Source organism: Nocardia sp. NPDC050378 (assembly GCF_040655675.1).
Taxonomy (GTDB): domain Bacteria; phylum Actinomycetota; class Actinomycetes; order Mycobacteriales; family Mycobacteriaceae; genus Nocardia; species Nocardia coubleae.
This window is the reverse complement of record NZ_JBFAKI010000012.1, coordinates 56,452-77,004: the sequence shown is the minus strand read 5'-3', so window position 1 is coordinate 77,004 and position 20,553 is coordinate 56,452. Positions and strand designations below refer to the sequence as shown.

Genomic DNA, 20,553 nt, shown 5'->3' with positions numbered 1-20,553 from the left:
CTCCTGTCGTCGTTGCCTTTTCGGGTGCGAGATCAACTGGCGACAGGGGTGGTGCGCGTGCGGGGGCGCGAGATTTTCGATGGAGCGACGGGTCCGTATCGGCCCGTCCGGCGCTCAGCAGAGTGCCGGGTAGCCGATCCGTGTGTGGCGCAGGGCCGTCCCGGGAGTCATCGCGATCCAGAATAGCCCTCGCGCGGTGAGAGTCGGTGCCTCGGTTCCAGTGCAACGGCGGTGTAGGGCGTGGCCGGTTTTGGTGTGGTGTCGTAGCGGGCGTTCGGGAGGTACAGGCGTCCGCCGAACTGTGCGACTGTGGTCGGGACGTCCAGGCGCGGGTCGGTGATGTGCCGCTCGACCGTGCCCGTCGCACCCGTGCGGTCGAGGGTGACGACGGCGATCGTGTCGAGCCGGTTCTGCACGACGAACAGTGTGTTGCCGTGCAAGAGCAAACCGTCGCCGTGGGGTACGGCTTCGGTGCCGAGGTCTACCTTGCGGGTGTGGCCGTTCGCCGGGTCGACGCGGAACAGGTGCCCGGTCACCGATTGCACGAGGATCAGCCCGGTGCTGTCGGGTGTGCGGACGATGCCGTTGGCGTTGAATGTGGCAGGTACGTAGGCGATGTCGCCGCTCAACCGCACACGGACCACCTCTTCGGAAGGCGGCAGCGTGCCGTCGGGACCGAACGGCAGGTGATACAGGACCGGCGTGCGCGAATCGGTGAACCACGCACCGGTGGGGGTGATCACCACGTCGTTGACAACTGTGTCCCCTGAGAGCGCGAGACGGTAGCTCGCCAGCATCCGGCCCGTCCGCGCGTCGAGCACACGGGCGTCGCCGCCGGACCCACCCGCGATGAACAGCCTGCCACGGTTGTCGAGCCGCAGCCCGAGCGACGGTGTTCCGGGGCCGCGGCTCAGGATCTCCCCGTGCCCGGTCACCAGGTCGGCACGATAGATCGAGCCGTCCGCGGTCGAACCGACGTACATCACCGGCCGCACACCGATGGTGATGCCCTCGGGCCGGAAACCGGCGGGCAGGTCGATCGTGGTGGGGAACAGCGGGGGCCACGCCGAGGCGCTCTGTGCGGGCGCCATGGCGCAGAGGCAGGCGAGGGCGGTCGCGACGGCGGCCCGCTTCACCTCGGGCCTCTCAGCCAGTTGTCGAAGGTCAGCAGTTGCGGGAAGCGGCGTCGCAGCGCGGGGATATCGGCCTCGTATCCGTGCTCGTCGAGCCAGCCGAACATGGCCGCCAGTTCCCCGGAGACAGTGCGCAGCTCCTCGACCGGCTGCCGGGTGAATCGGGTGGGGATGCCGTCGAATTCGGTGAACATCCGCGCGATCTGCCGCGGGGTCAGCTGGTCGCCCGCGATGTCGAGCTGTTCGCCGATGAACTCGTCGGCGTTGCTGAAGACCTCGACCGCGATCGCGCCGATATCCGCCGACGCGATCATCTGCAGGATCGTTTCGGAGCCCAATGCCAGTAGACCAACTCGCTCACCGTCCACCACCTCCGGCATCAGGTAGCGCCAGTTCTCCATGAAGAACACCGGTCGCAGTACCGTCGCCGGCACGCCGAGGGCCTCGATGTGTGCCTCGATTTCGGCTTTGGTCTCGAAATGGGCCACGCCGGATTTGTGCCGGGCGGCGCCGACGGAGCTGTAGACCAGGTGCGCGGCACCCACGGCCTCGGCGGCCTCGGCAACGTTCTTCCCTTGCCGCACTTCGGTTTCCGGCTGCGGCGCGGTAAGGTCGGCGGGCTGCACGCTGAATACGCCGTGTACTCCGTGTGCCGCCGCACGCAACGATGCCGGGTCGTCGAGGTCGCCGGTGACCAGTTCCGCACCCAGCGCCGCCAACTCCACGGCCGACGGTGTGTGTGGATCGCGGACGAGGGCCCGCACCCGCCAACCGTCGCCGAGCAGACCGCGGGCCACGGCACCGCCCTGTCCGCCGGTCGCGCCGGTGACCAAAACAGTCTTGGAAGGCATGGTGGTTGTCATCGAGATGTTCCTTCCGTGATGGGTGAGGACGCGGTAGCGCGGGCCGGTGCAGGCAGCTGTCCGGCGACGATGGCGGCGAGAGAGAGCACAAATCCCACGCGTTGGACCGGGCCGAGTGTCTGGCCGAGCAGAACGGCACCGAGCACGGCGGCGACCAACGGTGAGAGCAAGACCAGAACGGCGACGGAGGTGACCGGCAAGGTGCCGATGCCGCGAAACCACAGGACGTAGGCGAGCAGCCCGCCGACGAGCCCGAGCCACAGGTAGCCCAGGGCGGCGGCCCCGTCTATCGCGGGCGGAGCGCCTTCGACGAGCACGGTGAGCGGCAACAGGAACAAACCGCCCGCGGCGAGCTGCCAACCGGCGAACGTGACCGGATCAGCCGCGGTGGGTCGTCCCCACCGTTTGGTGAGCGTAAGACCCAGTGCCATCGAGGCGGCGCTCCCGAGACCCGCTGCCACGCCGACGAGGTCGAGCGCCGCGTCCGGCCCGATGACAACCAAGCCGACGCCGGCCATCCCGGCCACACCCCAACCGATCCGCCACCCGGAGGCCCGCTCTCGCAGTACCCCGACGGCCAAGGCCGCGACGATCAGTGGCTGGGCCGCGGCAAGGGTCGCCGCGACCCCACCGGGCAGGCGTTCGGCGGAGACGAACAACAGCGCGTTGAGCAGGCCGATGTTCAGCACGCCGAGTATCGACGCCTTCCACCACCACTGCCCGTTCGGCAGGATCCGGGTCGCGGCCAGCACGATCAGCCCCGCGGGCAGTGCGCGCAGGAGCCCGGCGAAGAACGGGTGCCCCGGTGGCAGCAATTCGGTCGTGACGACGTAAGTCGTGCCCCACACCGCGGGGGCGAACGCCGCGAGGGCGACACCGGACAGGTTCTTGCTGATCGCTCCGCCCTCTGTACCCGTGGAACGTGGTCGGGCTGCTGGATTTTTCACACTTCTGATCTGACCGGAGCGGGATCAATGAGTCCAATGCTTGTTCGTCACCCCATCAATCGCGATGCAAGATTGATCCGTGGAGCTCCAACAGATGCGGTACGTCCTCGCCGTCGCCGAGACGAACAGCTTTACGCGCGCCGCGCAACGATGCCATGTCGTCCAATCCGCGCTCAGCCACCAGATCGCCCGCCTGGAGCGCGAACTCGGCGCGAAACTGTTCGAGCGCACCAGCCGCCGGGTTCGGCTCACCCCGGCGGGCGCGGCGTTTCTACCGGCCGCCCGGCAATGTCTCGACGCCGCCGAACGGGCGGTCGGCGAGGTGGCGGCGGCCGTCGGCGAAATACGCGGGCGGCTTGCCGTGGGGTTGATTCCGACCGTCACCGCGGTCGATGTCCCGGGCACGCTAGGGGTGTTCCGGCAGCGCTACCCACACGTGCGCGTCAGTCTGCGGGTCGGTGCCAGCGACGAACTCGCCGCACAGGTCGAACAAGGCACTCTCGATGTGGCGTTTCTCGGTTTGCCGACCAGCGCACGACCCGCCGGTGTGGCAGCACGGGAACTCGCTCGCGACCGGCTCGTCGCTGTGGTCGCACCCGATCATCCGCTGGTCGGGGAACTCGTCGTGGATCTGCGCAGGCTTGCCACCGAAACGTTCGTCGATCTGCCTGCCGGGACGGCCGGGCGCAGCCAGACCGACGACGCTTTCACCGCCGCGGGCCTGGACCGCGACGTCGCTTTCGAGGTGACCACCGCCGACTACATCGCGCGGCTCGTCCGTCCAGGCCTGGCCGTCGCCATGCTTCCCGCCGCGTACGCGCCCGAACTCACCGGCGTCACCGTCGTCGAGGTCGTCGATGCGCCGAGCCGCGTCGAGTACGTCATCTGGAGTCACGTCGGCTGTACACCGGCGGCCACCGCGTTTCTCGACATTCTCGACATCGGGCGACTCGAACGTGTCGGTCCGTGAGTCGCGAGGGTCGCACCGACGGCGCCGTCGTCGAACGGCGCTGAAGCAAGGGACGGCGCGCATTTCGGCGCGATGCCGGTGGTGCCGTGGGCAACGGTCAGCAGCGGATACGGGTCGAATGACGGGTTCTCCGGTGCGAGGATCGTGCCGTGAGCAGCGCGGTGAACAGCAGGTGCAGGCCGGCGAAGATGAACCATGCCGCCACCCCGAACCGGAACACCACCAGGGTGAGCACCGGCCACCCGAACGCGACGGCGCCAACGGTGATACTCGCGAGCGCGGTGAGCGCGCCGCTGACCCGCCGATCGGCGCGCCCGCCCCCACCGACGACCACCTGCCACACGCCGAACACCCCGTGCACGATGAGCGCCGCCCTGATGAGGAAGGCGAGCCCCGGCGCCCGGCGCTCGGCCATAGACAGGCCCGGAAATCAGCCGGACCGACGTGTCGACGACGTGGGGGCCTCGATGTGGATGCCGGGGTTCGGTCTTTGACGATCGTGTCGTATCGCGGCAGTGAGGTGGTTCCACGACAATGGCATGGTGCTGCCGGATGAGGACTACGCGAGCCTGGTACCGAACCCGCCGACGCGGTTCGGGGTGGGTGAGCTTCGTGATGCTTATGTCGATGTCGTGACCGACGAACGCAATCCGCGGTGGATGGCCGAGGAACGTCGCGCCTACTTCGATGGGCTGTGCGGGTTGTTCGACCTGGATCTGCCGACCTCACGCCAGAGCGTCGGTCGCGGCCGGAACCAGTATGTGCACGGCTTGCTTCTCGACACTGTGGAGTCGTTGCAGCGCACCGGAACCCCCTGGGACGGCTACCTCGTGGCGGGAGCATTGTTGAAAGAGCTGGATCAACTCGGAATCGGTGGAGCGCACCGGGAGTTCGTGTTCGAACTGCGTGCGGCAGTGGACGCGTCGCGGGCCAAACATCGCGAATTGCTCGACCTGCTCCTGGGCGGTCTACTCGGTGACCGAGCGAACCGGGTATTCACGCTGAATGAACTCGAGGTAGCTGGGATCGAGCGCGCTGTTCCGATCCGCTATTTGCCCGACTGAACTTCGTCGTGTCGCCACAATGGAGGCAGGGTGGCGAGAGGAATCATGATGTCGTGGAGTGCGCTGCCTTTTGCTCGTGGCACTGTGCCGCCGTACGTCGCCGCGACCCTCACCACCGCTTTGTCGGATGACCCCGTGGAATTGGCTGGGTATGAGGCGGCGGCACGAATGGCTGACCTCGCTGTTTTGACGACGTCGACTCGTGTTCACCCGCAGCCGCCCTGAAGCCCACCGAGAACGTCACCGGCGCGATGGTTACCGGCAGTTCCCGCATCCAGAGGAATCGAGGAATTCGAACCAGAGTATCGGGTTCGAATTGGTTGCGCACAGTGATTTCCAGCCGCACCGGCGCCCAGCTGGAAATGATGATCATGCTCGTGTCGCACCGGCCGAAATCGTAAGAGAGCGTGACGAGTTCAGCTGGCTCACCTTCGAGCGGGTCCGCTGCGGCGGCGGGCGCGGCCACGAGAAGGGCCGCGGCGAGTGTCGAAACCGTCAGGAGCGAACGCATGATCAAACCTCACCCCACGAGAATCACTGCGCCCTGGAGATTTGGCGGGCATTTGCCACAACTTATGAAACATGGAACGTGCTGGATGCCGACCCGAGAAACCGGTGTTTCATGGGTGATCACCTATGAAACACATCCGCGCACGGCAGCGTCGCAGACGCGCGCACCGGTCATCGCAGGCACTTCGCACGACTGCAGGCGCGCCAGTGTTCGCACTCCTGTTCAGCCGCTCGTGAATTCGCAGCTCAGCGCTGAACACAACTTCGAACATCGACAACACTGACCCAGGCCGGAACCATCCTGGCCACTGTCGCCTAGGCCGTGCCCGAACAGCTCACCGCCGCCTCGATCGATCACCGCGCCGATGTCTACGCGCTGGGCTGCACGCTCTACGAGTTGCTCACCGGCGCCAAGTCGTTCCCGCGCACGAGCGCGGACGCCGTGATCGCGGCACACCTGCACGAGCCGCCGCCGCGTCCGAGCGCTACAGTCCCGCAGCTGCCGCGCCGCATCGATGACGTGATCGCCCGCGCACTCGCCAAGGACCGCAGCGGCGCTGTCCGAGCCGCGGCGCGCCGGCCGCCGACGCGGCCGCCGCACTCGGCGTGGCACCCGAGCCCGCGCCGGTGCGCCGCTCGGCAGGTCGCCGTACCCTCGCTGTCGTTGCTGCCGCCCTGACCGCGGTGATCGCCGCGGTAGTCACGAGTGTGGTTGTGCTGAACCGTGATTCGGTCCAGCAGACCACTCCCGCGGTGACCACACCACCCGATCCGAATTCCTGGGCGGCACACCAGTGGGTCGTCGAAGCGTTTCCCGGCCTGTTTCCGAAGACCCAGGCGGACAGCGGCTATCAGCCTGCGCTGCGGTGCGGTCGACGTCGGCGGCCCGGCGGGCGAGATCCTGATCGAGTTCGAAGGCGGCGCTCGAGCCAAGTGCGCCATGGCCGTCTCCGGTGGCGTCTCCGGCCATGACCTCTACGACCGGTGGTGGCGCGAGGTGCCGATCTGAGTCCCGTCACGGCCGTGCTCAGGGAACCGCGGGCGGGCGGTCCGGGACCAGCAGCGTGCTGATCGCCGTGCCGATGCCGACGGCATTGTTCTGATCGGCGTTCGAAGTGGGGCCGAGGGTGCCGTAGACGACGACGGTCGTCTCGGTTTTCGTGTCGTAGAACGCGACGCCGTCGTAGCCGCCGTAGGACGGGTTCATGAACAGCCAGCCGGCCAGGTGGACCACACCGAAGGCGAAGTACTTCTCGGTGGTGAAGGGGCCGAGGCCCGCGGTCGACGGGCCCATCATCTGCCGGAACTGCTCAGGGGTCAGGCGTTCGCCGGTGCCGAGGGCGCGGACCCACCGGCCGACATCGGCGACCGTGGAGTTCATGTTGCCGCTGTGCAGGAAGGCGGTGGGGTTCCAGAAGGTGGAGTCCTCGAAGAACTTCCGTTCGTTGGTGTAGCCGTGCAGGATCGGTTCGTCCATCTGCGGGTTGAGCACTACCTCGCTGTCGCGCATCCCCAGCGGGTCGGTGATGTGCTCGGCGATCAGCTCACCCAGCGGCTTGCCTGCCGCCTTCTGCAAAACCTCACCGAGGACGACCAGATCGCTGTGCGCGTAGCCGAAGTCGGTGCCCGGCTCGAACAGGGGTGGGCGGGCGTTGGCGCGCTCGAACAGTTGCGGTGCGGTCCATTCGCGAATCGGGTTCTCGCCGAAGATCTTCAGGAATTCCGGTTCGGTCACGTAGTCGGCGATGCCGGAGGTGCTGTCGGCCAGCATTCGCGGGGTGATCTTGTCGGCGCGTGGGAAGTCCGGCAGCCAGCGCGCGATGGGTTCGTCGATCTTCAGCACGCCTTCCCCGTCGAGTCGCCACAGCACTGTGGACAGCATGGGTTCCATGGGCTGGCCGACCCGCAATCGCATCTCCGGTGTCGCGGGCACACCGAGCGGTGATCCGCCCAGCGCACCGAGCGCGATCTGTTCCGTACCCCGCCACACGCCGTAGACCGCCGAAGTGAGGTCGAGTTTCGTCATCTCGGCGCGAACGATGTCGGTGATTTTCGCCGCTTCGGCACTCTCGACCGGCGCGGACGGAGAACCGCCGGATTTCTCCTCCGCAGTGCAGCCGCCCGTCGCGAGGGCGAGCACGACAGCGAGCAGCGCCCCCGCTCTCCGGTAGCCACGATGCCGGGGCGATCTACTCATGACAGCGATCCCTTCGTCGAGGAACACGCACGATCAGCAGCACTGTCGAATCTACGCGCAGCCAGGGCTCGGGCCGTCCGCGAGGCCCCGGACACACACCCACTGCGCCCACAGCCGGATGCCCTGATCCCGGATCGCCGAGATTGTGACCGTGCTCACGGGGCGCGCAGTACGATGAGGGAACGAATCTGATACTCGGTCAGGTTCGAGGCCCGGGCCGGCGCCGGCCTGCCCTTGCGAACCGGAGTCGCGGTATGAATATCGTCGTCTGGATCGTTTCCGCCCTGCTGGCCGCGCTCTTTCTCATGGCAGGCTCGATGAAGCTCGCCAAGTCCAAGCAACAGCTCGTCGCCGATCCCAAGATGGGGTGGGCCGAGCCCCTCCCCGAGGGGCTGATCAAGTTCATCGGCGCGGCCGAAGTCGCCGGTGCGCTCGGCCTGATCCTGCCCGGCGTCTTCGACATCGCCACCTGGCTGGTGCCCGCGGCCGCCGTCGGGCTCGCCGTCGTCATGGTGGGCGCGATCGTCACACACGGTCGCCGGGGCGAATGGCAGAACGTCGTGGTGACCGTGGTGCTACTGGCCTTGGCGGTGTTCGTCGCGGTGGAACGGATCGGCCCGCAAGCGTTCTGAGTGCGCAGCTCGTAACCGGCCACAGTCACTGCGATGCCGCCTCGTGTGCGAACACGAGACGGCATCGCGTCCGGTCAGGCCAGGACCCGGCCGAGGAAGTCGCGGATCAGCGCGGCGATCTCGGGACCGTGTGTCTCCAAGGCGAAGTGGCCCGCGTCGAGCAGGTGCGGTTCGGCGTCGGGCAGGTCACGCAGATAGGCGCGGGCACCGTCGGCGCCGAAGATCTCGTCGAACTCATGCATAGGCATGCTCGGATCGGTGTCCTTTTGTTCGGTGAGGATTTCGTCGAGCCTCGCTTGCGCGTCGTGGACGGACACGTCGGCGACGACGATCGTGCGCGCGTGTTCGTCCAGGGTGTGGAAACGGTCATCGATGTGTAGTCCGGTCGACTTCGCTTCGCACTCAGGGTCAGTGGAGAGCCTGCGCGACGAACTGACTGCCCTGTCGGAGTACGGGCTGAAGGCTCCACCGTCGACTTCTATTCCTCGACGGTGGGCGGACTGATCGACACCGACGGCCTCGATGAGCAGTACTGGTACCGGAATCTCCGCGACACAGTCCATTTCGATGCCGCGGTGCAGGCCGCCTACGCCGATCGAAGTGACCACACCACGCGGCTCAGCCCGCGTCGCAGGTCGGGGTCGGCGCGACACCGTTCCAGCGGTCCAGGGTCCACTGGACGATTTGTGGGGTGAGGGGGGAGTCGGCGGCGACGAGGCTCATGTGGCTCAAGCCGGGGAAGGTGCGGTAGTCGATGGGTTGGCCTGCTGCGCAGCGGGCGTCGACCCACGCTTGTTGCAGTTGCGGTTTGACGAGCGGGTCGGCGAGTCCCTGGGCGACTAGGACCGGGGCGGGGAAGGGGCCGGCAGGGGTTTGTTTTTTAAGGCGGTCGCCGAATTCGCCGTTGAGTAGTTGGTCGGGGAAGAGTTGATTCGGGATTTGGGAGCCGCGGAGGATGGCGGGTAGGGCGTCTTTGCCGTTGAAGCACAGGTCCTCGATTTTGCCGACTCCGTGTCGCGAACCCGGCGTGAGTTGATCGGTGAGGTGTAGTTCGGGGTAAAGGCGATTCCATGTGGCCGCGATGTAGGCGGAGATGGTTTTGCCGCCGACTTCGGTTTTGTCGGCCTCTGCGAGTCCGAACAGGTCGGCGGCGGGGGCGAAGGCGGCGATACCTGTGACCCGGAATTCGGGGGCGTAGATGGGGGCGATCTGCCCGGTCCACAACGATGCCTGGCCACCTTGGGAATGACCCCACACCACTGTGTCGGTGGTTGTCGAGATCTTGTCGAACTGCAGGGCGGCGCGCGACGCGTCGAGGACATTGCGGGCCTCCGCTTCGCCGACCAGGTACGGGTGGGTGCTCTGGGTGCCGAGGCCGATGTAGTCCGAGGTCACCGCGACCCACCCGTGCTGAGTCACCATCTCCCGCAGCGCGGTTCCGGCGCCGTCGTCGAACGGCGCTGAAGCAAGGGACGGCGCGCATTTCGGCGCGATTCCGGTGGTGCCGTGGGCAACGGTCAGCAGCGGATAAGGGTGGGGTGAGGGGTTCTCCGGCGCGAGGATCGTGCCGCTCGACACGGCCGCCCTGCCATCGGGATGTGTCGTCGTGTACAGGATTCGCCATCCGCGCGCGCCGTCGGGGACGCCCTCGTCGATGGGTTCGGACCGCAGCAACCTGCCGGGTTCGGTCGGCACGTTGGCGGGCGCGGTGTAGAAGGGGCCTGGTTGCGGGAGCGGCACACCGGAGAGGATCCGAACGCTGCCGTAGGCGAGCAGCACCGCGAGCACCAGCGCCGATGCGGCGGCAACGGTACGCGGCCACCCGTGCCGATGCGTGGCGTGAGGCGCGCGACGTGTGAGCAGCGCGGTGAACAGCAGGTGCAGGCCGGCGAAGACGAACCATGCCGCCACCCCGAACCGGAACACCACCAGGGTGACCACCGGCCACGCGAACGCGACGGCGCCAACGGTGATACTCGCGAGCGCGGTGAGCGCGCCGCTGACCCGCCGATCGGCGCGCCCGCCCCCACCGACGACCACCTGCCACACGCCGACCATCCCGTGCACGATGAGCGCCGCACCGATGAGGAAGGCGAGTCCCGGCGCCCCGGCGCTCGGCCAGATCGCCATCGCCACACCGAGCATGAGGAGCACCCCACCGAGCACTCGCGCGGGCAACTCGCCGCGCCCGTCCTCGCGCGGAAAGAGCGCGACGACAATGCCCACCAGTGCGAAACCGATCCCCGTGACAAGGGCGACGGTCTGCACCCGCATCGGCGCGAGAAACAGCAGCACCCCGACCGCGACAAGCACTGTCCCGACCACGAAACGGAGCGGTCTCGACAATCGGCGCGGCCCGGACCGCCTCGACGCGTCGGATACTGCTTCCTGGCTCGACGAATCGTCGTTCAACGCAAACCCTTCCGCCGCCGACTCCGCTCCTTCGCGAAGAATATCGCCTGGTCACGCTCAATCGCGGTCGCCGGGCCGACACCGGTCCCAGAAGACCGGTCAGTACTGCCGATGAGCACGGCACGTCCGAAGTCCGAGGTGACCGCTTATCCGGCGCGTTCGGTTCAGCAGGCAGAGTGACAGTCCAGCAACTGCTCGACTCCGGCGGACTGCCGACTCCGAAAGGGGACCGTTCAGTACGTCGTCAGGGCTGATCCCCGGATGCGTGCAAAGCCGCGACCAGGTCGCGAATATGGTCGTCGGAAACGGCGTAACCCGGGAAGTAGCAACAGATCCGGTCCGCGAATCGACCGAACCGGGCGGCGATGGCGGCAGCACACTGTTCCGGTGCCCCGTACACGGCAAGCGTGCCGAGCATCTGATCGTCGATCAGCTCGGTCATCTCCGTGACCGCCCCACGTTTGGACAGCTCGTTGAGCCGCGGTTGCAGATCCGCCCACCGTTCCACCTCGAGGACCGGGCGGTAAGCGGGCGTCGAACCATAGAAGGCGAGCAGGCGCATGTGCGGCATCGGCGCCGAACAGGTGCACGATGAGTTTGCCGCTGCCGGCGTTCGGCAGACGGAATCAGATGATCCGCCGTGCACCGACGAGGAGTTGCGTCGGCGATGGAACGCCGGTGGGGGCGGCCTTGCCCGTGTAACCCCGGCCGAGGACAAGCCTTGGGGCTTCAAAGAATTCGCGTTGATGGATCCAGACAACAACCTGCTCCGGTTCGCCAAGCCGGACTGAATCACCAGGCTTCGCGCAGACGAATTGCCGTAGCCGCCCTGACCAACAAGTGCCCCACCCGAACTGAAAGCTGAAACTGTCACGAGGCCACAGCGACTCGAAGGGGTTGCTGCGCGACGCCTGTCTCGGCGCACTGAACCGCTGGCCGGGGGCGGGAAACGCGCCCCGGTGACGTCTGTCGCGATCTGCGCGATGTCCTGCAGATTCTGCTCCACAGCATCCCTCGTTCGTGGGAAGCCGAACATCGCCATGGCAGCATCGGGCATAGGCCTCAACGAGCTTCCCGCGCGGCCGCCTACTCATGCGTGGAGTCCGGCCAGTATCAGTTGTAGACCGGCGCGGAATTCCTCTCGCGGGTCGCTGTCGGCGGCGACGGTTGCGATTTCGATCAGTTTGGGGAATCGATCGGCGGGCAGGGCTGCGATACGTTCGGTGACGACCTCGGGGGTAGCGGCGGACAGTGGGCTGGTTAGCTCGGCTTGGGCGAAGCCGGAGATGTATCCCGAGACGGTGCGAAAGGCGATGAGCAGGTCGCGGCCCGATCGACCGCTGTGGGACAGTGCTCGTAACAGGGCCTCGGCCGGGGCGAGGGTGGCGGCGTCGGAACTGCGGCGGGTCAAGATCAACGGGATGGCGTGGGGGTGGGCGCGCACCGCCCACCACATGCCCTCGGCGATCGCCGCCACCTGCGTCGCCCAGTCCTCGCCGGTCTCGGTCCATCGCGCCTGGCTCATCACTGCGGCGGCTACGAGTTCTTCGAGGCCCTCGCGGCCGTCGACGTAGTTGTAGATCGTCATTGCCCCGGTACCGAGTTCGGTGGCGAGGTTGCGCATGGTCAACCCGGCCAGTCCCTGGGTGTCGACCAAGTTCAGCGCCGCGGCTTGTAGCTGCTCTCGGGTGAATTTTCTTGGCGCGGGCATGCTTCCCCTTGTTTAAGTACGTTGTACGTGATTGACTTCGTATCGTTCACGTACAACGTACCTAATCGAGGTGTCATGACAATCCGAACCACCTTTCCGTCCGGCAGCGACGAGTGCGCGGCCTGGCTGACCGTGCCGGACTCGGCGGGCACACATCCGGTCGTGGTGCTCGTCCACGGCGGCGGAGCCACCCACGCGATGATGCTCGACCAGTACGAACAAGCATTCGCACACGCGGGATTGGCCGTGCTGGCTTTCGACTTCCGCCACCTCGGTGAATCCGGTGGGGAGCCGAGGCAGCTCGTCGATCAACGCCGTTACGCTCAGGACGTCGACTCGGCACTGGCGTTCGCCCGCTCCCGCCCCGAACTCGATGCGGACCGAATCGCACTGTGGGGCACTTCCTTCGGCGCCAGCCACGTGCTGGCCGCCGCCGCACGCCACCAGAACCTGCGTGCCGCGGTCGTCCAGTGCCCGGTCTTCAGCGGACGCGCTGTCGTTTCCCGTGCGGGCCTACGACATCTGCTGCGGCTCACCTTCCCTGTCGTCTCCGACCTGATACGCGCCACCTTGCGGCTCCCGAGGCGTTATGTGCCGTTGGTCGGCCGTCCGGGCGAACTGGCCTTCGTCAACCAGCCCGGCGCACTGGAGGGCTGGCGATCGGTGATGCCCGCCGGATACGACTTCGACAACCGCATCACCGCGGCCTCCGGGCTGGACATGCTGTTCTACAACGCTGCCTCGGCCGCGCCCCGGGTGCAATGCCCCCTGCTGGTCTGCGCCTGCGACCGGGAAAACCTCATCGATCCGGCGATCGCCGGACGCGTCGCCGCCGCTGCGCCCCGCGCCACCCTCAACCACTACGACGCCGACCACTTCACCGTCTACCACCCACCGGTAGTGGAGAAGGTCCTCACCGATCAGATCGACTTCCTCACCACCCACCTACTGTGACGCCGACCCGACGCAGCACCGGACACACCGGCTTTAATTTCGCTCCTCGGCGTGCGCGTTGAACTCTCACATCCCGCGGTCGCGGGGGCGGGGAGGATGTAGTCGGGGCATCGTTGCGCACCGTAGAGCGCTGGCTGGCCGAGCAGGAAGCGCGCAACCGCTTCGATGACCTGGATGCCCTTGTGCTGCAGGCGAATGCGTAGCTGTAGGACTCGGTAGAGATTTGCTCCCCCGATGCAGGCACCGAGCACGTCGAAGGTACTGAGCGGCGCACTCAGGAAACGGTGAGCCGGTTGGGGTGGCGTTGGCCGCGCAATAGATACTCTGTGGCATGGTCGACCTGCGCAAGGAGGCGGGCGTGAGCGCCGATCCGAGACCGGACACGCACACTCGTGGCTGTGTATGCGTTATCGCACTCACATGGGCGTGATGTCGCGGAGCTTCTGTATGCCAACCACTTGGATGTGTTGCCCGCAGCGCTGGTACCGCGGCCGGTACTGGAGCCGCCGTATCACCCGTGGTGTGGAACGGGCCGTGTGGAGTGGTTTGCCATACACGGCCGCGGCGATCTCGATTGACCGAGCGCGCCAGGCTCGAAGAGAGCTGCGATAACCTCGAAGCCCGCATCATCGTGGCCAACCGCGAAGGCTGGCTCGGTGATGTCGCGGGTCTGCGAGTCAGCTAAAGCGGCGTCGGCGAAACTCTCCCGGATCGACGCCGCCCTCCAGCGAACACCCGCAGTTACCGATCTCGGCATACCGGATTCGAAGCCATCTCTGTATTGGCTTCTGCCCCATGAAGTCCCCAAGTTTGTGCGGAGTTGCGCACCCCGCCCTTCGCTGCGGCCGCCTCTGGCCTGGGCGGACCCGATGATCACCTGGTGTTGCGTCTGCGCAACCGCCGCCTGCGCGCGTTGCTGACCACCGCGGCCGGGCTCTCTATCCAGAACCAGCTACGCCTGGGAGCTGTCGCGGAAACTTTGAGCGAGACCGAAGGCCTGCACCACCCTCACACCGCCGAATTCTGATCCAGTACTCCAACCGCGAGGTCAGCGGCGAGATGGCCGGTTGAGCCACCTCACGCACAGACGACCCGCAGGCCGGTGGCGTCCGTCTGGTCCGAGGCGGTCTTGGAGCGCTGTCGGTGGTTGCCGGTGCGATGATGAGTCGATGACACGCCCTGATCCAACCGAGAGCGGTCCTGACGAGGGATCTCGTACGGTCGTGACGCGGCCCGCCTCGGTGGGATCGTTCACGTTCTGGTTCGCCAACCAGCGTTGGGAGTGGTCTGCGGAGGTGTACCGGATGCATGGGTATGCCCCTGGTCAGATCGTGCCGACCACCGAGTTGTTGCTCTCGCACAAACACCCTGAGGACCGGGATCTTGTCGCCGAATTGATCGAACGCACCCTGGCCCGGGGTGAGCCGTTCTCGAGCCGTCACCGTTTCCTCGACACCAGTGGCCGCGTACACACGGTGATGGTCATCGCCGACCAAGTCCTCGACGACGACGGCGAACCGGTGGGTACAGCCGGTTACTACCTGGACCTGACCGAGACTGTCGACGCGGTGGCCAAAGCTGCCACGACGGAGGCGATCAGTGGTGCGGTCGCGGCGCGGGCGGCGATCGAGCAGGCCAAGGGTGTGCTCATGCACATGTACGGCATCGACGCCGAGCAAGCGTTCAAGGTGTTGGTGTGGCGTTCGCAGGAGACCAACGTCAAGCTTCGTGACATCGCGGCGTGTGTGATCGCGGACCTGAAATTGATCCCACGCCCACCGGTACAGACCGTGCGTGACCGCGTTCGATCACCTGCTTCTGACCTGCTACGAACGGATCACCAGCACCGAGGCGTGAAGCGACGAATGTTCTGCGCTGCGCTGAATCTCCAGTCGTCTCTGCCGCCGTGGGCCAGGGAGAGACCTTAGCTCGTGGTGGTGTCCACGATTGCCGCGCCGGCGGCATTTTGAACTTTCACCACAGCTCGCACAGCCCGCGTCACAGAGGTAGGGGTCGAACGCGCCGACTACTCGCCTGAACCGGCGCGTTCTCAATCGCCGCGACTTCCCGGGTAGTCGCAGGATCTGCCAGGTGCGTTACCCGCTACAACTCGGCTAAAACGGTGGAGTCGGCTCCGTCGCTCCGGATTTCCAGAGGAGTCGCCTGAGTTATTCTGGCGAGGGGACGGTGGGATGACGTCAACGCTTGCACGGGGTGAGGTTCTCACTCACTCGGTCCTCGGCTCGTCCTCAGGACCCGATGCCGGTCAGTGTGGGCGCGGCACGCCAAAGGCGTGCTGATGCGCAGGTACGGCATTGGCGCCGAAGCCGTTTCACCCGTCGAGCAGGTGGGGTAGGCCTGTCCGATATCGGTCGGCGTCGGGGTAGACAGGTTCAAGCCCCGCGACAACTACACCGGTGTCTTGCCTGGCGAGGCTCGAGTCAAGGCGTGCGTCGATTGCGCTGACTAGCGAGTTGTGGCTTCCGGCCCTCGGAGATGACCGCCACCCCGGCTCGGCCACCGTCGACATCGAGCACACGGTGCGGGCGGCATCGGTCGCCTGACGCTGTAGGTGACGTAATCCCGACCGCTTCACCTCGGTGGTAACGTGGCGGCGTGCTCATGGAAGAGGTCGACAGACTGTAGCCGCCCTCTCGAAGGCGGCGCTCTCGACGACACGTTCCCTCAACTCTGGAACGTGCCTTCTGCCTGTGCCCAGTGCGCTGGCGCGCACCCTCGGCCGCGCCGCGTCGCTTTCGACGGCATCCGCAAACATCCGGGTCCTTTGCGGTCGCTCGTATTCACGAGCAGGAAGAGTCGAACATCCATGTCTACATCCACGCCCTCGGCGATCACTTTGCACGACCTGTCCTTCGAATGGCCCGACGGAACCGTCGCGCTGTCCCGTATCAACGGAGCATTCGGTACGGGTCGCACCGGTCTGGTCGGCCGTAACGGCGCCGGCAAATCAACGCTGCTACGCCTGGTCGCCGGGCTCCTCACGCCCAGCTCCGGGCGCATCGACATCACCGGGGAGGTGGGGTACCTTCCCCAGACGCTCACCCTCGGCCGCGACGCCACTATCGCCGAATTGCTCGGCGTCGCAGACAAACTCGCCGCCCTACGGGCCATCGAGTCCGGTGCGACCGGCGAAGAACCCTTCGAGACGATCGGCGACGATTGGGACATCGAGGCTCGCGCCGATGAGGCCCTGCACGAGATCGGTTTCAGCGCAGCCGATCTGGACCGCCGCGTCGGCGAGATCTCCGGGGGGCAAGCTGTTCTCGTCGCAATCACAGGGCTACGTGTTCGGCGCACCCCAATCACCTTGCTCGACGAGCCCACCAACAATCTCGACCGTGGAACCCGGGCCGTGCTTTCCGGATTCGTGGATTCGTGGCCCGGAACCCTTGTGGTGGTCAGCCACGACCTCGAGCTGCTCGAGCGTATGGATGCCACCGCGGAACTGCACGGTACGACCCTGGAGGTGTTCGGTGGGCACTACAGCGCCTGGAAGCAATACGTCGAGCAGGAACAGGCCGCGGCGCAGCAGGCCGCGCGGACTGCCGAGCAGGCGTTGAAGGTAGAGAAGCGGCAACGCGTCGAGGCCGAGACCAAGCTGGCCAGGCGGGAACGCACGGGAAAGGCTACGCAGCGCGACGGTGGCATTCCCCGGATCCTGGCAGGCAATCGTGCCAGTAAGGCGCAAGCGTCGGCGGGGGCGATGCGTTCCACGCTTGATGCGAAAGTGATAGCTGCCCAGGGTGTTCTGGACCAAGCGGCGAGCCGGGTACGGCGTGAGGAGCACATCCGACTCGATCTGCCCGATCCCGACGTGCAGCGCGGCAGGCGCATCGCGGAACTCCGCGCCGGCGACCGCAGCGTCATCGTTCAAGGGCCCGAACGCGTCGCCATTGTCGGCCCCAACGGCGCCGGGAAGTCGACGCTGATCGAGAACTTGCTGCAAGGTAGCGGATCCGGCACATTGTTCACCGATCGGGTCGGTTACCTCCCACAACGCCTCGATGGCCTCGACGACCAGGTCAGCGCACTGGAGAACGTGCACGCGGCGGCCCCGGCCACGCCGCCCGCCGCCATCCGCAACCACCTGGCTCGAATGCTGTTACGCGGCACCAGCGTCGAGCGACCGGTCTCGACGCTGTCGGGCGGTGAAAGGTTCCGAGCTTCCTTGGCGCGCTTGCTGTTCGCCGATCCGCCGCCTCAGTTGCTGGTCCTCGACGAGCCGACGAACAACCTGGATATCGCCAGCGTCGACCAGCTTGTCGACGCGCTGGTCGCCTATCGCGGCGCTGTGCTGGTCGTCAGCCACGACTACCCGTTCCTGCGGCGCCTCGGCATCGACACCGTTATCGAACTCGATGCCGATGGCTGTTTCCGAGACCGCGGATCTTTGTGAGGCGATACCGAAGCCGCCGGACCGGTAAGCGCTACCGGCCCGGCGGCCCGGAGCCGTCGAAGTCGCTGGCCAAGGGGTGATGGTGGGCACGGTGATCACCGTGCCGGTGGCGAGTTGCTGTTCGTAGGCGTCGTACTGGGGTTCGCCCGGAGCCAGGCTCAGCCGCCACCGGTAGTTCGAGACGACGCTCTCTGGTTCAGATGGAATCTTTCGCAGCCGCGGTCCGTGCGGGAGTACACGCCGATCCGTCGATCGAGTGGCGCGCGCCCGCGTCCATTCTCGACGTCCTCAAAAGGGCCGCGATCAGGACTTGCGGAACTCGTTTGTGCGGTGGCGGCGGTGCGGCTCGCCGATCGCGGTTCCGTCGGCGGTGTTGAACGCGGCGAACAGGGTCGTGGTGCCGCGACCTGCGTAGTCGTTCCAGATCCCAGCACTTGCGTGTGCCGCGCGATCGATCGGAGGCGGCGGACTCGGTGACTGTGATCTCAGCTGTCGGTGCGTGAGGACCGGCGGTGCCCCGTGTCCTTTCTCGTGAAGGTGTCACAGCTGTATCGAGGAGAGACGATGACGAGCAGGGTGCGAGTGGCGGCTGTACAGGCCGAGCCTCGGTGGCTGGATGTGTCCGCCGGCGTCGACCAGGTCATCACGTTGATCGAGGCCGCGTCGGAGCAGGGCGCCCGGTTGGTCGCCTTCCCCGAGACGTTCATACCCGGTTTCCCATGGTGGATGTGGTTGCGCGCGGTCGAGTGGGACGGCGACATCCTCGCCAGGTACCACGCCAATTCGATGACCGTCGACGGCCCCGAGCTGCGCGCGATCCGCTACGCCGCACGCCGCCGAGGCATCCACGTCGGACTCGGCTTCTCCGAGCGAGCCGGGAACCGCGTGTTCATGTCGCAGGCGCTGATCGACGATCAGGGCGACATCACCGTCTCCCGCAAGATGCTGCCCACCGCCCTGGAACGCAGCGTGTTCAGCACGGCGGACGGGCCCGCGCTGCTGCGTGAGACCGCACTCGGCACGATCGGGGCGCTCGGTGGCGCCGACCATTTCCTGTCCGGCGCGTGCGAGGCGATGCAGCGGGCGGGCGAACACATCCATCTGGCGTCCTGGCCCGGATTCACGTTCTGCCGCGGTGACACCCGGATCGACGCGGCGGAACTGAGCACCGCTGCCAGCCGCCGGTACGCGCGGGCGGCTGGCAGCTACCTGCTGGCACCGACCGCGGTAGTCCCGGTGCGCGGATGGCGGGCCGCGGCGGAGGGCCGCGCCGACGTGCTGCACGGAGGCAGCGGTGTCGCCCGGATCCTCGGCCCCGCCGGTCACGACCTCGCGATCCCGATGAATCCCGACCAGGAGGGGCTGCTCGTCGCCGACCTCATCGTCGCCACTGCGCGCTGTCGCCCTGCCTTGCCGTGCGCCGACCGCGCGCTCGCCTGAATACTCCGCGACACACATCCCACGGTTCGCGCGCCTCGGTGCGACGACGACCACTCGGAAGTGTCATGGTCGGCCCGCGGACGGGACCGACGGATACCGATAACTTCCGGGTCGGGCTGCAGCGCCCTCCATCGATGCGGTGGGTGACATTGGCACAGGGGTAGAGATCGGTGCGCGAGACCGGCCCGATGAACCCGCGAGGCCAGTTGATCGGGGAGGTCGCTGTGCTGCTGTTAATCGCCCCCGATTCGGAGTTGCCATCCGCCGAGGGGAGTTTCGCTAGTAGCCGTGGCGAGGATCGGTTGGTCGGCATGGTCCCGGTGGTGCCGGCGAGCGTTCTACTCCATCGGAGATCGTCGTGCATCGGAAAGGAGAGTCCGCCAAGCTGCGGGTTCGGCAACGGCAAATCTGCGACCGGTCACTGAGGTCGGTACGAGCCGGATGAAGAAGTTCTTCGCGCCACCCTGCCACGGGAACAGGGGTAGATCCACGGTGTCCATCAGGTCACCGATTTCACGAATCCCTTCGGCGCGGCCCTTGATTACTACGCTCCAGGCTTCGTGGGGCTCGGGAAGGTAGCCGTCGACCTCCAATGCGACGCGCGGATTCGACAAGGCGGCGGACATCTTCGTACCGGGCGCGGATCTGAACACGATGGTTGCATGGTCGACCACGTAGTTGAGCGGGAAAATGTCCGGGTCGTCGTCCACCGACACGGCGAGGCGGCCTATTTCCTTGGTGCGGAGCAAGGCCCAGCATTCGTTGACAGCGAGTTCTTCGACTTTCGGGGTGTCGTTTTCCATTTCTCAGCCTTTCTGTCGTGAACGTCGGCCGATAGTCGTCTTCCCCCAGGAACACTTCACAGTGTGCTGGATTCGGTCCGGATGCACGACCATCACCGGGCAGTCGGTGTGCTGAACCAACCAGTTGCCGGTGGAGCCCAGGAGCAAGCCGCCGCGACCTCGACTGCCGACCACGAGTAGTTGCGCTGTCTTCGACCACTCGGCCAGCCGTTCGCGTGGCCCGGACACATCGACTTCGCGACGGACCACGACGTCGGGATACTTCTCGGACCAACCCGCCAGACGCTCGGCCAGCAGGGCCTGCTCGGCCGCTTCGAAACCTTCGATCGGCATGTCGAGGTAGTCGGTGCCGCCGTACTCGCCTTTGGACAGATCGCTCCAGGCTTGGACGGCGACGAGTTCGGTTCCGCGGTGAGATGCTTCGGCGAAGGCGGCGCCGAACGCAGGCTCGCCGACAGAGCTGCCGTCCACACGACGACGACGGGGCAAGTACGGCGGTT

General features: G+C 66.5%; 20 protein-coding genes and 2 pseudogenes. 10 read left to right on the top strand and 12 right to left on the bottom strand.

Going from position 1 to position 20,553, the window contains the following annotated elements:
- Positions 1-167: 167 nt before the first annotated feature.
- Genes AB0I35_RS24075 through AB0I35_RS24065 form a run of 3 tightly spaced genes read right to left on the bottom strand, consistent with a single transcriptional unit; the run spans position 168 to position 2,943 of the window.
- Positions 168-1,136: a superoxide dismutase gene (locus AB0I35_RS24075; protein WP_357398484.1), complete on the bottom strand. Its 969-nt coding sequence runs from the start codon at positions 1,134-1,136 to the stop codon at positions 168-170.
- A complete protein-coding gene (locus tag AB0I35_RS24070) occupies positions 1,133-1,996 on the bottom strand; it encodes an NmrA/HSCARG family protein (protein WP_357398482.1) in 864 nt (287 codons plus the stop codon). The genes AB0I35_RS24075 and AB0I35_RS24070 overlap by 4 nt, the downstream gene beginning before the upstream one ends.
- Positions 1,993-2,943 carry an EamA family transporter gene (locus AB0I35_RS24065; RefSeq protein WP_357398480.1) on the bottom strand — a complete coding sequence of 317 codons (951 nt, stop codon included), beginning with the start codon at positions 2,941-2,943 and terminating at the stop codon, positions 1,993-1,995. The genes AB0I35_RS24070 and AB0I35_RS24065 overlap by 4 nt, the downstream gene beginning before the upstream one ends.
- A 79-nt stretch (positions 2,944-3,022) precedes the next feature.
- Between AB0I35_RS24065 and AB0I35_RS24060 the strand changes: the two genes are divergently transcribed.
- Entirely contained in the window at positions 3,023-3,913 is an 891-nt protein-coding gene (locus AB0I35_RS24060) for a LysR family transcriptional regulator (RefSeq protein WP_357398478.1), read from the top strand.
- Between the two features lie 97 nt (positions 3,914-4,010).
- On the opposite strand, the gene AB0I35_RS24055 is transcribed toward AB0I35_RS24060, so the two are convergent.
- Entirely contained in the window at positions 4,011-4,328 is a 318-nt protein-coding gene (locus tag AB0I35_RS24055) for a hypothetical protein (protein ID WP_357398477.1), read from the bottom strand.
- A gap of 124 nt (positions 4,329-4,452) precedes the next feature.
- Between AB0I35_RS24055 and AB0I35_RS24050 the strand changes: the two genes are divergently transcribed.
- Complete coding sequence (locus AB0I35_RS24050) at positions 4,453-4,977, top strand: hypothetical protein (RefSeq protein WP_357398475.1); 525 nt, start codon at positions 4,453-4,455, stop codon at positions 4,975-4,977.
- Positions 4,978-5,086: 109 nt separating this feature from the next.
- Here AB0I35_RS24050 and AB0I35_RS24045 read toward each other — a convergent pair whose 3' ends face one another.
- On the bottom strand, positions 5,087-5,488 hold the full coding sequence (locus AB0I35_RS24045) for a hypothetical protein (RefSeq protein ID WP_357398474.1): 402 nt from the start codon (positions 5,486-5,488) through the stop codon (positions 5,087-5,089).
- 321 nt (positions 5,489-5,809) lie between these two features.
- Here AB0I35_RS24045 and AB0I35_RS24040 point away from each other — a divergent pair, with 321 nt between their 5' ends.
- A complete protein-coding gene (locus tag AB0I35_RS24040; protein WP_357398472.1) occupies positions 5,810-6,166 on the top strand; it encodes a hypothetical protein in 357 nt (118 codons plus the stop codon).
- A 348-nt stretch (positions 6,167-6,514) separates the two neighbouring features.
- Here the strand turns inward: AB0I35_RS24040 and AB0I35_RS24035 are convergent, their stop codons facing one another.
- Positions 6,515-7,684 (bottom strand): serine hydrolase domain-containing protein, encoded by a 1,170-nt coding sequence (locus AB0I35_RS24035; RefSeq protein ID WP_357398471.1) that lies wholly within the window; start codon positions 7,682-7,684, stop codon positions 6,515-6,517.
- A 254-nt stretch (positions 7,685-7,938) separates the two neighbouring features.
- On the opposite strand from AB0I35_RS24035, the gene AB0I35_RS24030 reads away from it, so the two are divergent.
- Entirely contained in the window at positions 7,939-8,316 is a 378-nt protein-coding gene (locus AB0I35_RS24030) for a DoxX family protein (protein ID WP_357398469.1), read from the top strand.
- Positions 8,317-8,390: 74 nt separating this feature from the next.
- On the opposite strand, the pseudogene AB0I35_RS24025 reads toward AB0I35_RS24030, so the two are convergent.
- The 3 genes and pseudogenes from AB0I35_RS24025 to AB0I35_RS24015 all read right to left on the bottom strand — a co-directional run.
- Positions 8,391-8,546, bottom strand: a pseudogene (locus tag AB0I35_RS24025) (alpha/beta hydrolase); the annotation flags it as partial.
- A gap of 388 nt (positions 8,547-8,934) precedes the next feature.
- Positions 8,935-10,641, bottom strand: a complete 1,707-nt coding sequence (locus AB0I35_RS24020) for a lipase family protein (protein ID WP_357398468.1) — start codon at positions 10,639-10,641, stop codon at positions 8,935-8,937.
- Positions 10,642-10,972: 331 nt separating this feature from the next.
- Positions 10,973-11,284 (bottom strand): annotated as a pseudogene (locus AB0I35_RS24015) (LLM class F420-dependent oxidoreductase); the annotation flags it as partial.
- Between the two features lie 4 nt (positions 11,285-11,288).
- On the opposite strand from AB0I35_RS24015, the gene AB0I35_RS24010 reads away from it, so the two are divergent.
- Positions 11,289-11,519 (top strand): hypothetical protein, encoded by a 231-nt coding sequence (locus AB0I35_RS24010; protein ID WP_357398467.1) that lies wholly within the window; start codon positions 11,289-11,291, stop codon positions 11,517-11,519.
- 299 nt (positions 11,520-11,818) lie between these two features.
- Here AB0I35_RS24010 and AB0I35_RS24005 read toward each other — a convergent pair whose 3' ends face one another.
- Positions 11,819-12,439 (bottom strand): TetR/AcrR family transcriptional regulator, encoded by a 621-nt coding sequence (locus AB0I35_RS24005; RefSeq protein WP_357398465.1) that lies wholly within the window; start codon positions 12,437-12,439, stop codon positions 11,819-11,821.
- Positions 12,440-12,514: 75 nt separating this feature from the next.
- Between AB0I35_RS24005 and AB0I35_RS24000 the strand changes: the two genes are divergently transcribed.
- The 5 genes from AB0I35_RS24000 to AB0I35_RS23980 all read left to right on the top strand — a co-directional run bounded on the left by AB0I35_RS24000 (position 12,515) and on the right by AB0I35_RS23980 (position 19,250).
- Complete coding sequence (locus AB0I35_RS24000) at positions 12,515-13,393, top strand: alpha/beta fold hydrolase (RefSeq protein ID WP_357398464.1); 879 nt, start codon at positions 12,515-12,517, stop codon at positions 13,391-13,393.
- An 880-nt stretch (positions 13,394-14,273) separates the two neighbouring features.
- Complete coding sequence (locus tag AB0I35_RS23995; protein WP_357398462.1) at positions 14,274-14,420, top strand: hypothetical protein; 147 nt, start codon at positions 14,274-14,276, stop codon at positions 14,418-14,420.
- 196 nt (positions 14,421-14,616) lie between these two features.
- Entirely contained in the window at positions 14,617-15,321 is a 705-nt protein-coding gene (locus AB0I35_RS23990) for a PAS and ANTAR domain-containing protein (RefSeq protein WP_357398461.1), read from the top strand.
- A gap of 899 nt (positions 15,322-16,220) precedes the next feature.
- A complete protein-coding gene (locus AB0I35_RS23985) occupies positions 16,221-17,810 on the top strand; it encodes an ATP-binding cassette domain-containing protein (RefSeq protein ID WP_357398586.1) in 1,590 nt (529 codons plus the stop codon).
- Positions 17,811-18,374: 564 nt separating this feature from the next.
- Entirely contained in the window at positions 18,375-19,250 is an 876-nt protein-coding gene (locus tag AB0I35_RS23980) for a nitrilase-related carbon-nitrogen hydrolase (protein ID WP_357398460.1), read from the top strand.
- Between the two features lie 338 nt (positions 19,251-19,588).
- Here the strand turns inward: AB0I35_RS23980 and AB0I35_RS23975 are convergent, their stop codons facing one another.
- Positions 19,589-20,053, bottom strand: coding sequence for a pyridoxamine 5'-phosphate oxidase family protein (locus AB0I35_RS23975; RefSeq protein WP_357398459.1), 465 nt, complete (start codon positions 20,051-20,053; stop codon positions 19,589-19,591).
- A gap of 3 nt (positions 20,054-20,056) precedes the next feature.
- On the bottom strand, positions 20,057-20,524 hold the full coding sequence (locus AB0I35_RS23970) for a universal stress protein (RefSeq protein WP_357398458.1): 468 nt from the start codon (positions 20,522-20,524) through the stop codon (positions 20,057-20,059).
- Between the last annotated feature and the right edge of the window lie 29 nt (positions 20,525-20,553).

Bases quoted from the DNA above. Each gene is read 5' to 3' on its own strand.
- AB0I35_RS24070 (WP_357398482.1), bottom strand. From the start codon at position 1,996: ATGACAACCACCATGCCTTCCAAGACTGTTTTGGTCACCGGCGCGACC.
- AB0I35_RS24055 (WP_357398477.1), bottom strand. From the start codon at position 4,328: ATGGCCGAGCGCCGGGCGCCGGGGCTCGCCTTCCTCATCAGGGCGGCG.
- AB0I35_RS24050 (WP_357398475.1), top strand. From the start codon at position 4,453: ATGGTGCTGCCGGATGAGGACTACGCGAGCCTGGTACCGAACCCGCCG.
- AB0I35_RS24045 (WP_357398474.1), bottom strand. From the start codon at position 5,488: ATGCGTTCGCTCCTGACGGTTTCGACACTCGCCGCGGCCCTTCTCGTG.
- AB0I35_RS24035 (WP_357398471.1), bottom strand. From the start codon at position 7,684: ATGAGTAGATCGCCCCGGCATCGTGGCTACCGGAGAGCGGGGGCGCTG.
- AB0I35_RS24030 (WP_357398469.1), top strand. From the start codon at position 7,939: ATGAATATCGTCGTCTGGATCGTTTCCGCCCTGCTGGCCGCGCTCTTT.
- AB0I35_RS24010 (WP_357398467.1), top strand. From the start codon at position 11,289: ATGTGCGGCATCGGCGCCGAACAGGTGCACGATGAGTTTGCCGCTGCC.
- AB0I35_RS24005 (WP_357398465.1), bottom strand. From the start codon at position 12,439: ATGCCCGCGCCAAGAAAATTCACCCGAGAGCAGCTACAAGCCGCGGCG.
- AB0I35_RS24000 (WP_357398464.1), top strand. From the start codon at position 12,515: ATGACAATCCGAACCACCTTTCCGTCCGGCAGCGACGAGTGCGCGGCC.
- AB0I35_RS23985 (WP_357398586.1), top strand. From the start codon at position 16,221: ATGTCTACATCCACGCCCTCGGCGATCACTTTGCACGACCTGTCCTTC.
- AB0I35_RS23980 (WP_357398460.1), top strand. From the start codon at position 18,375: ATGACGAGCAGGGTGCGAGTGGCGGCTGTACAGGCCGAGCCTCGGTGG.
- AB0I35_RS23975 (WP_357398459.1), bottom strand. From the start codon at position 20,053: ATGGAAAACGACACCCCGAAAGTCGAAGAACTCGCTGTCAACGAATGC.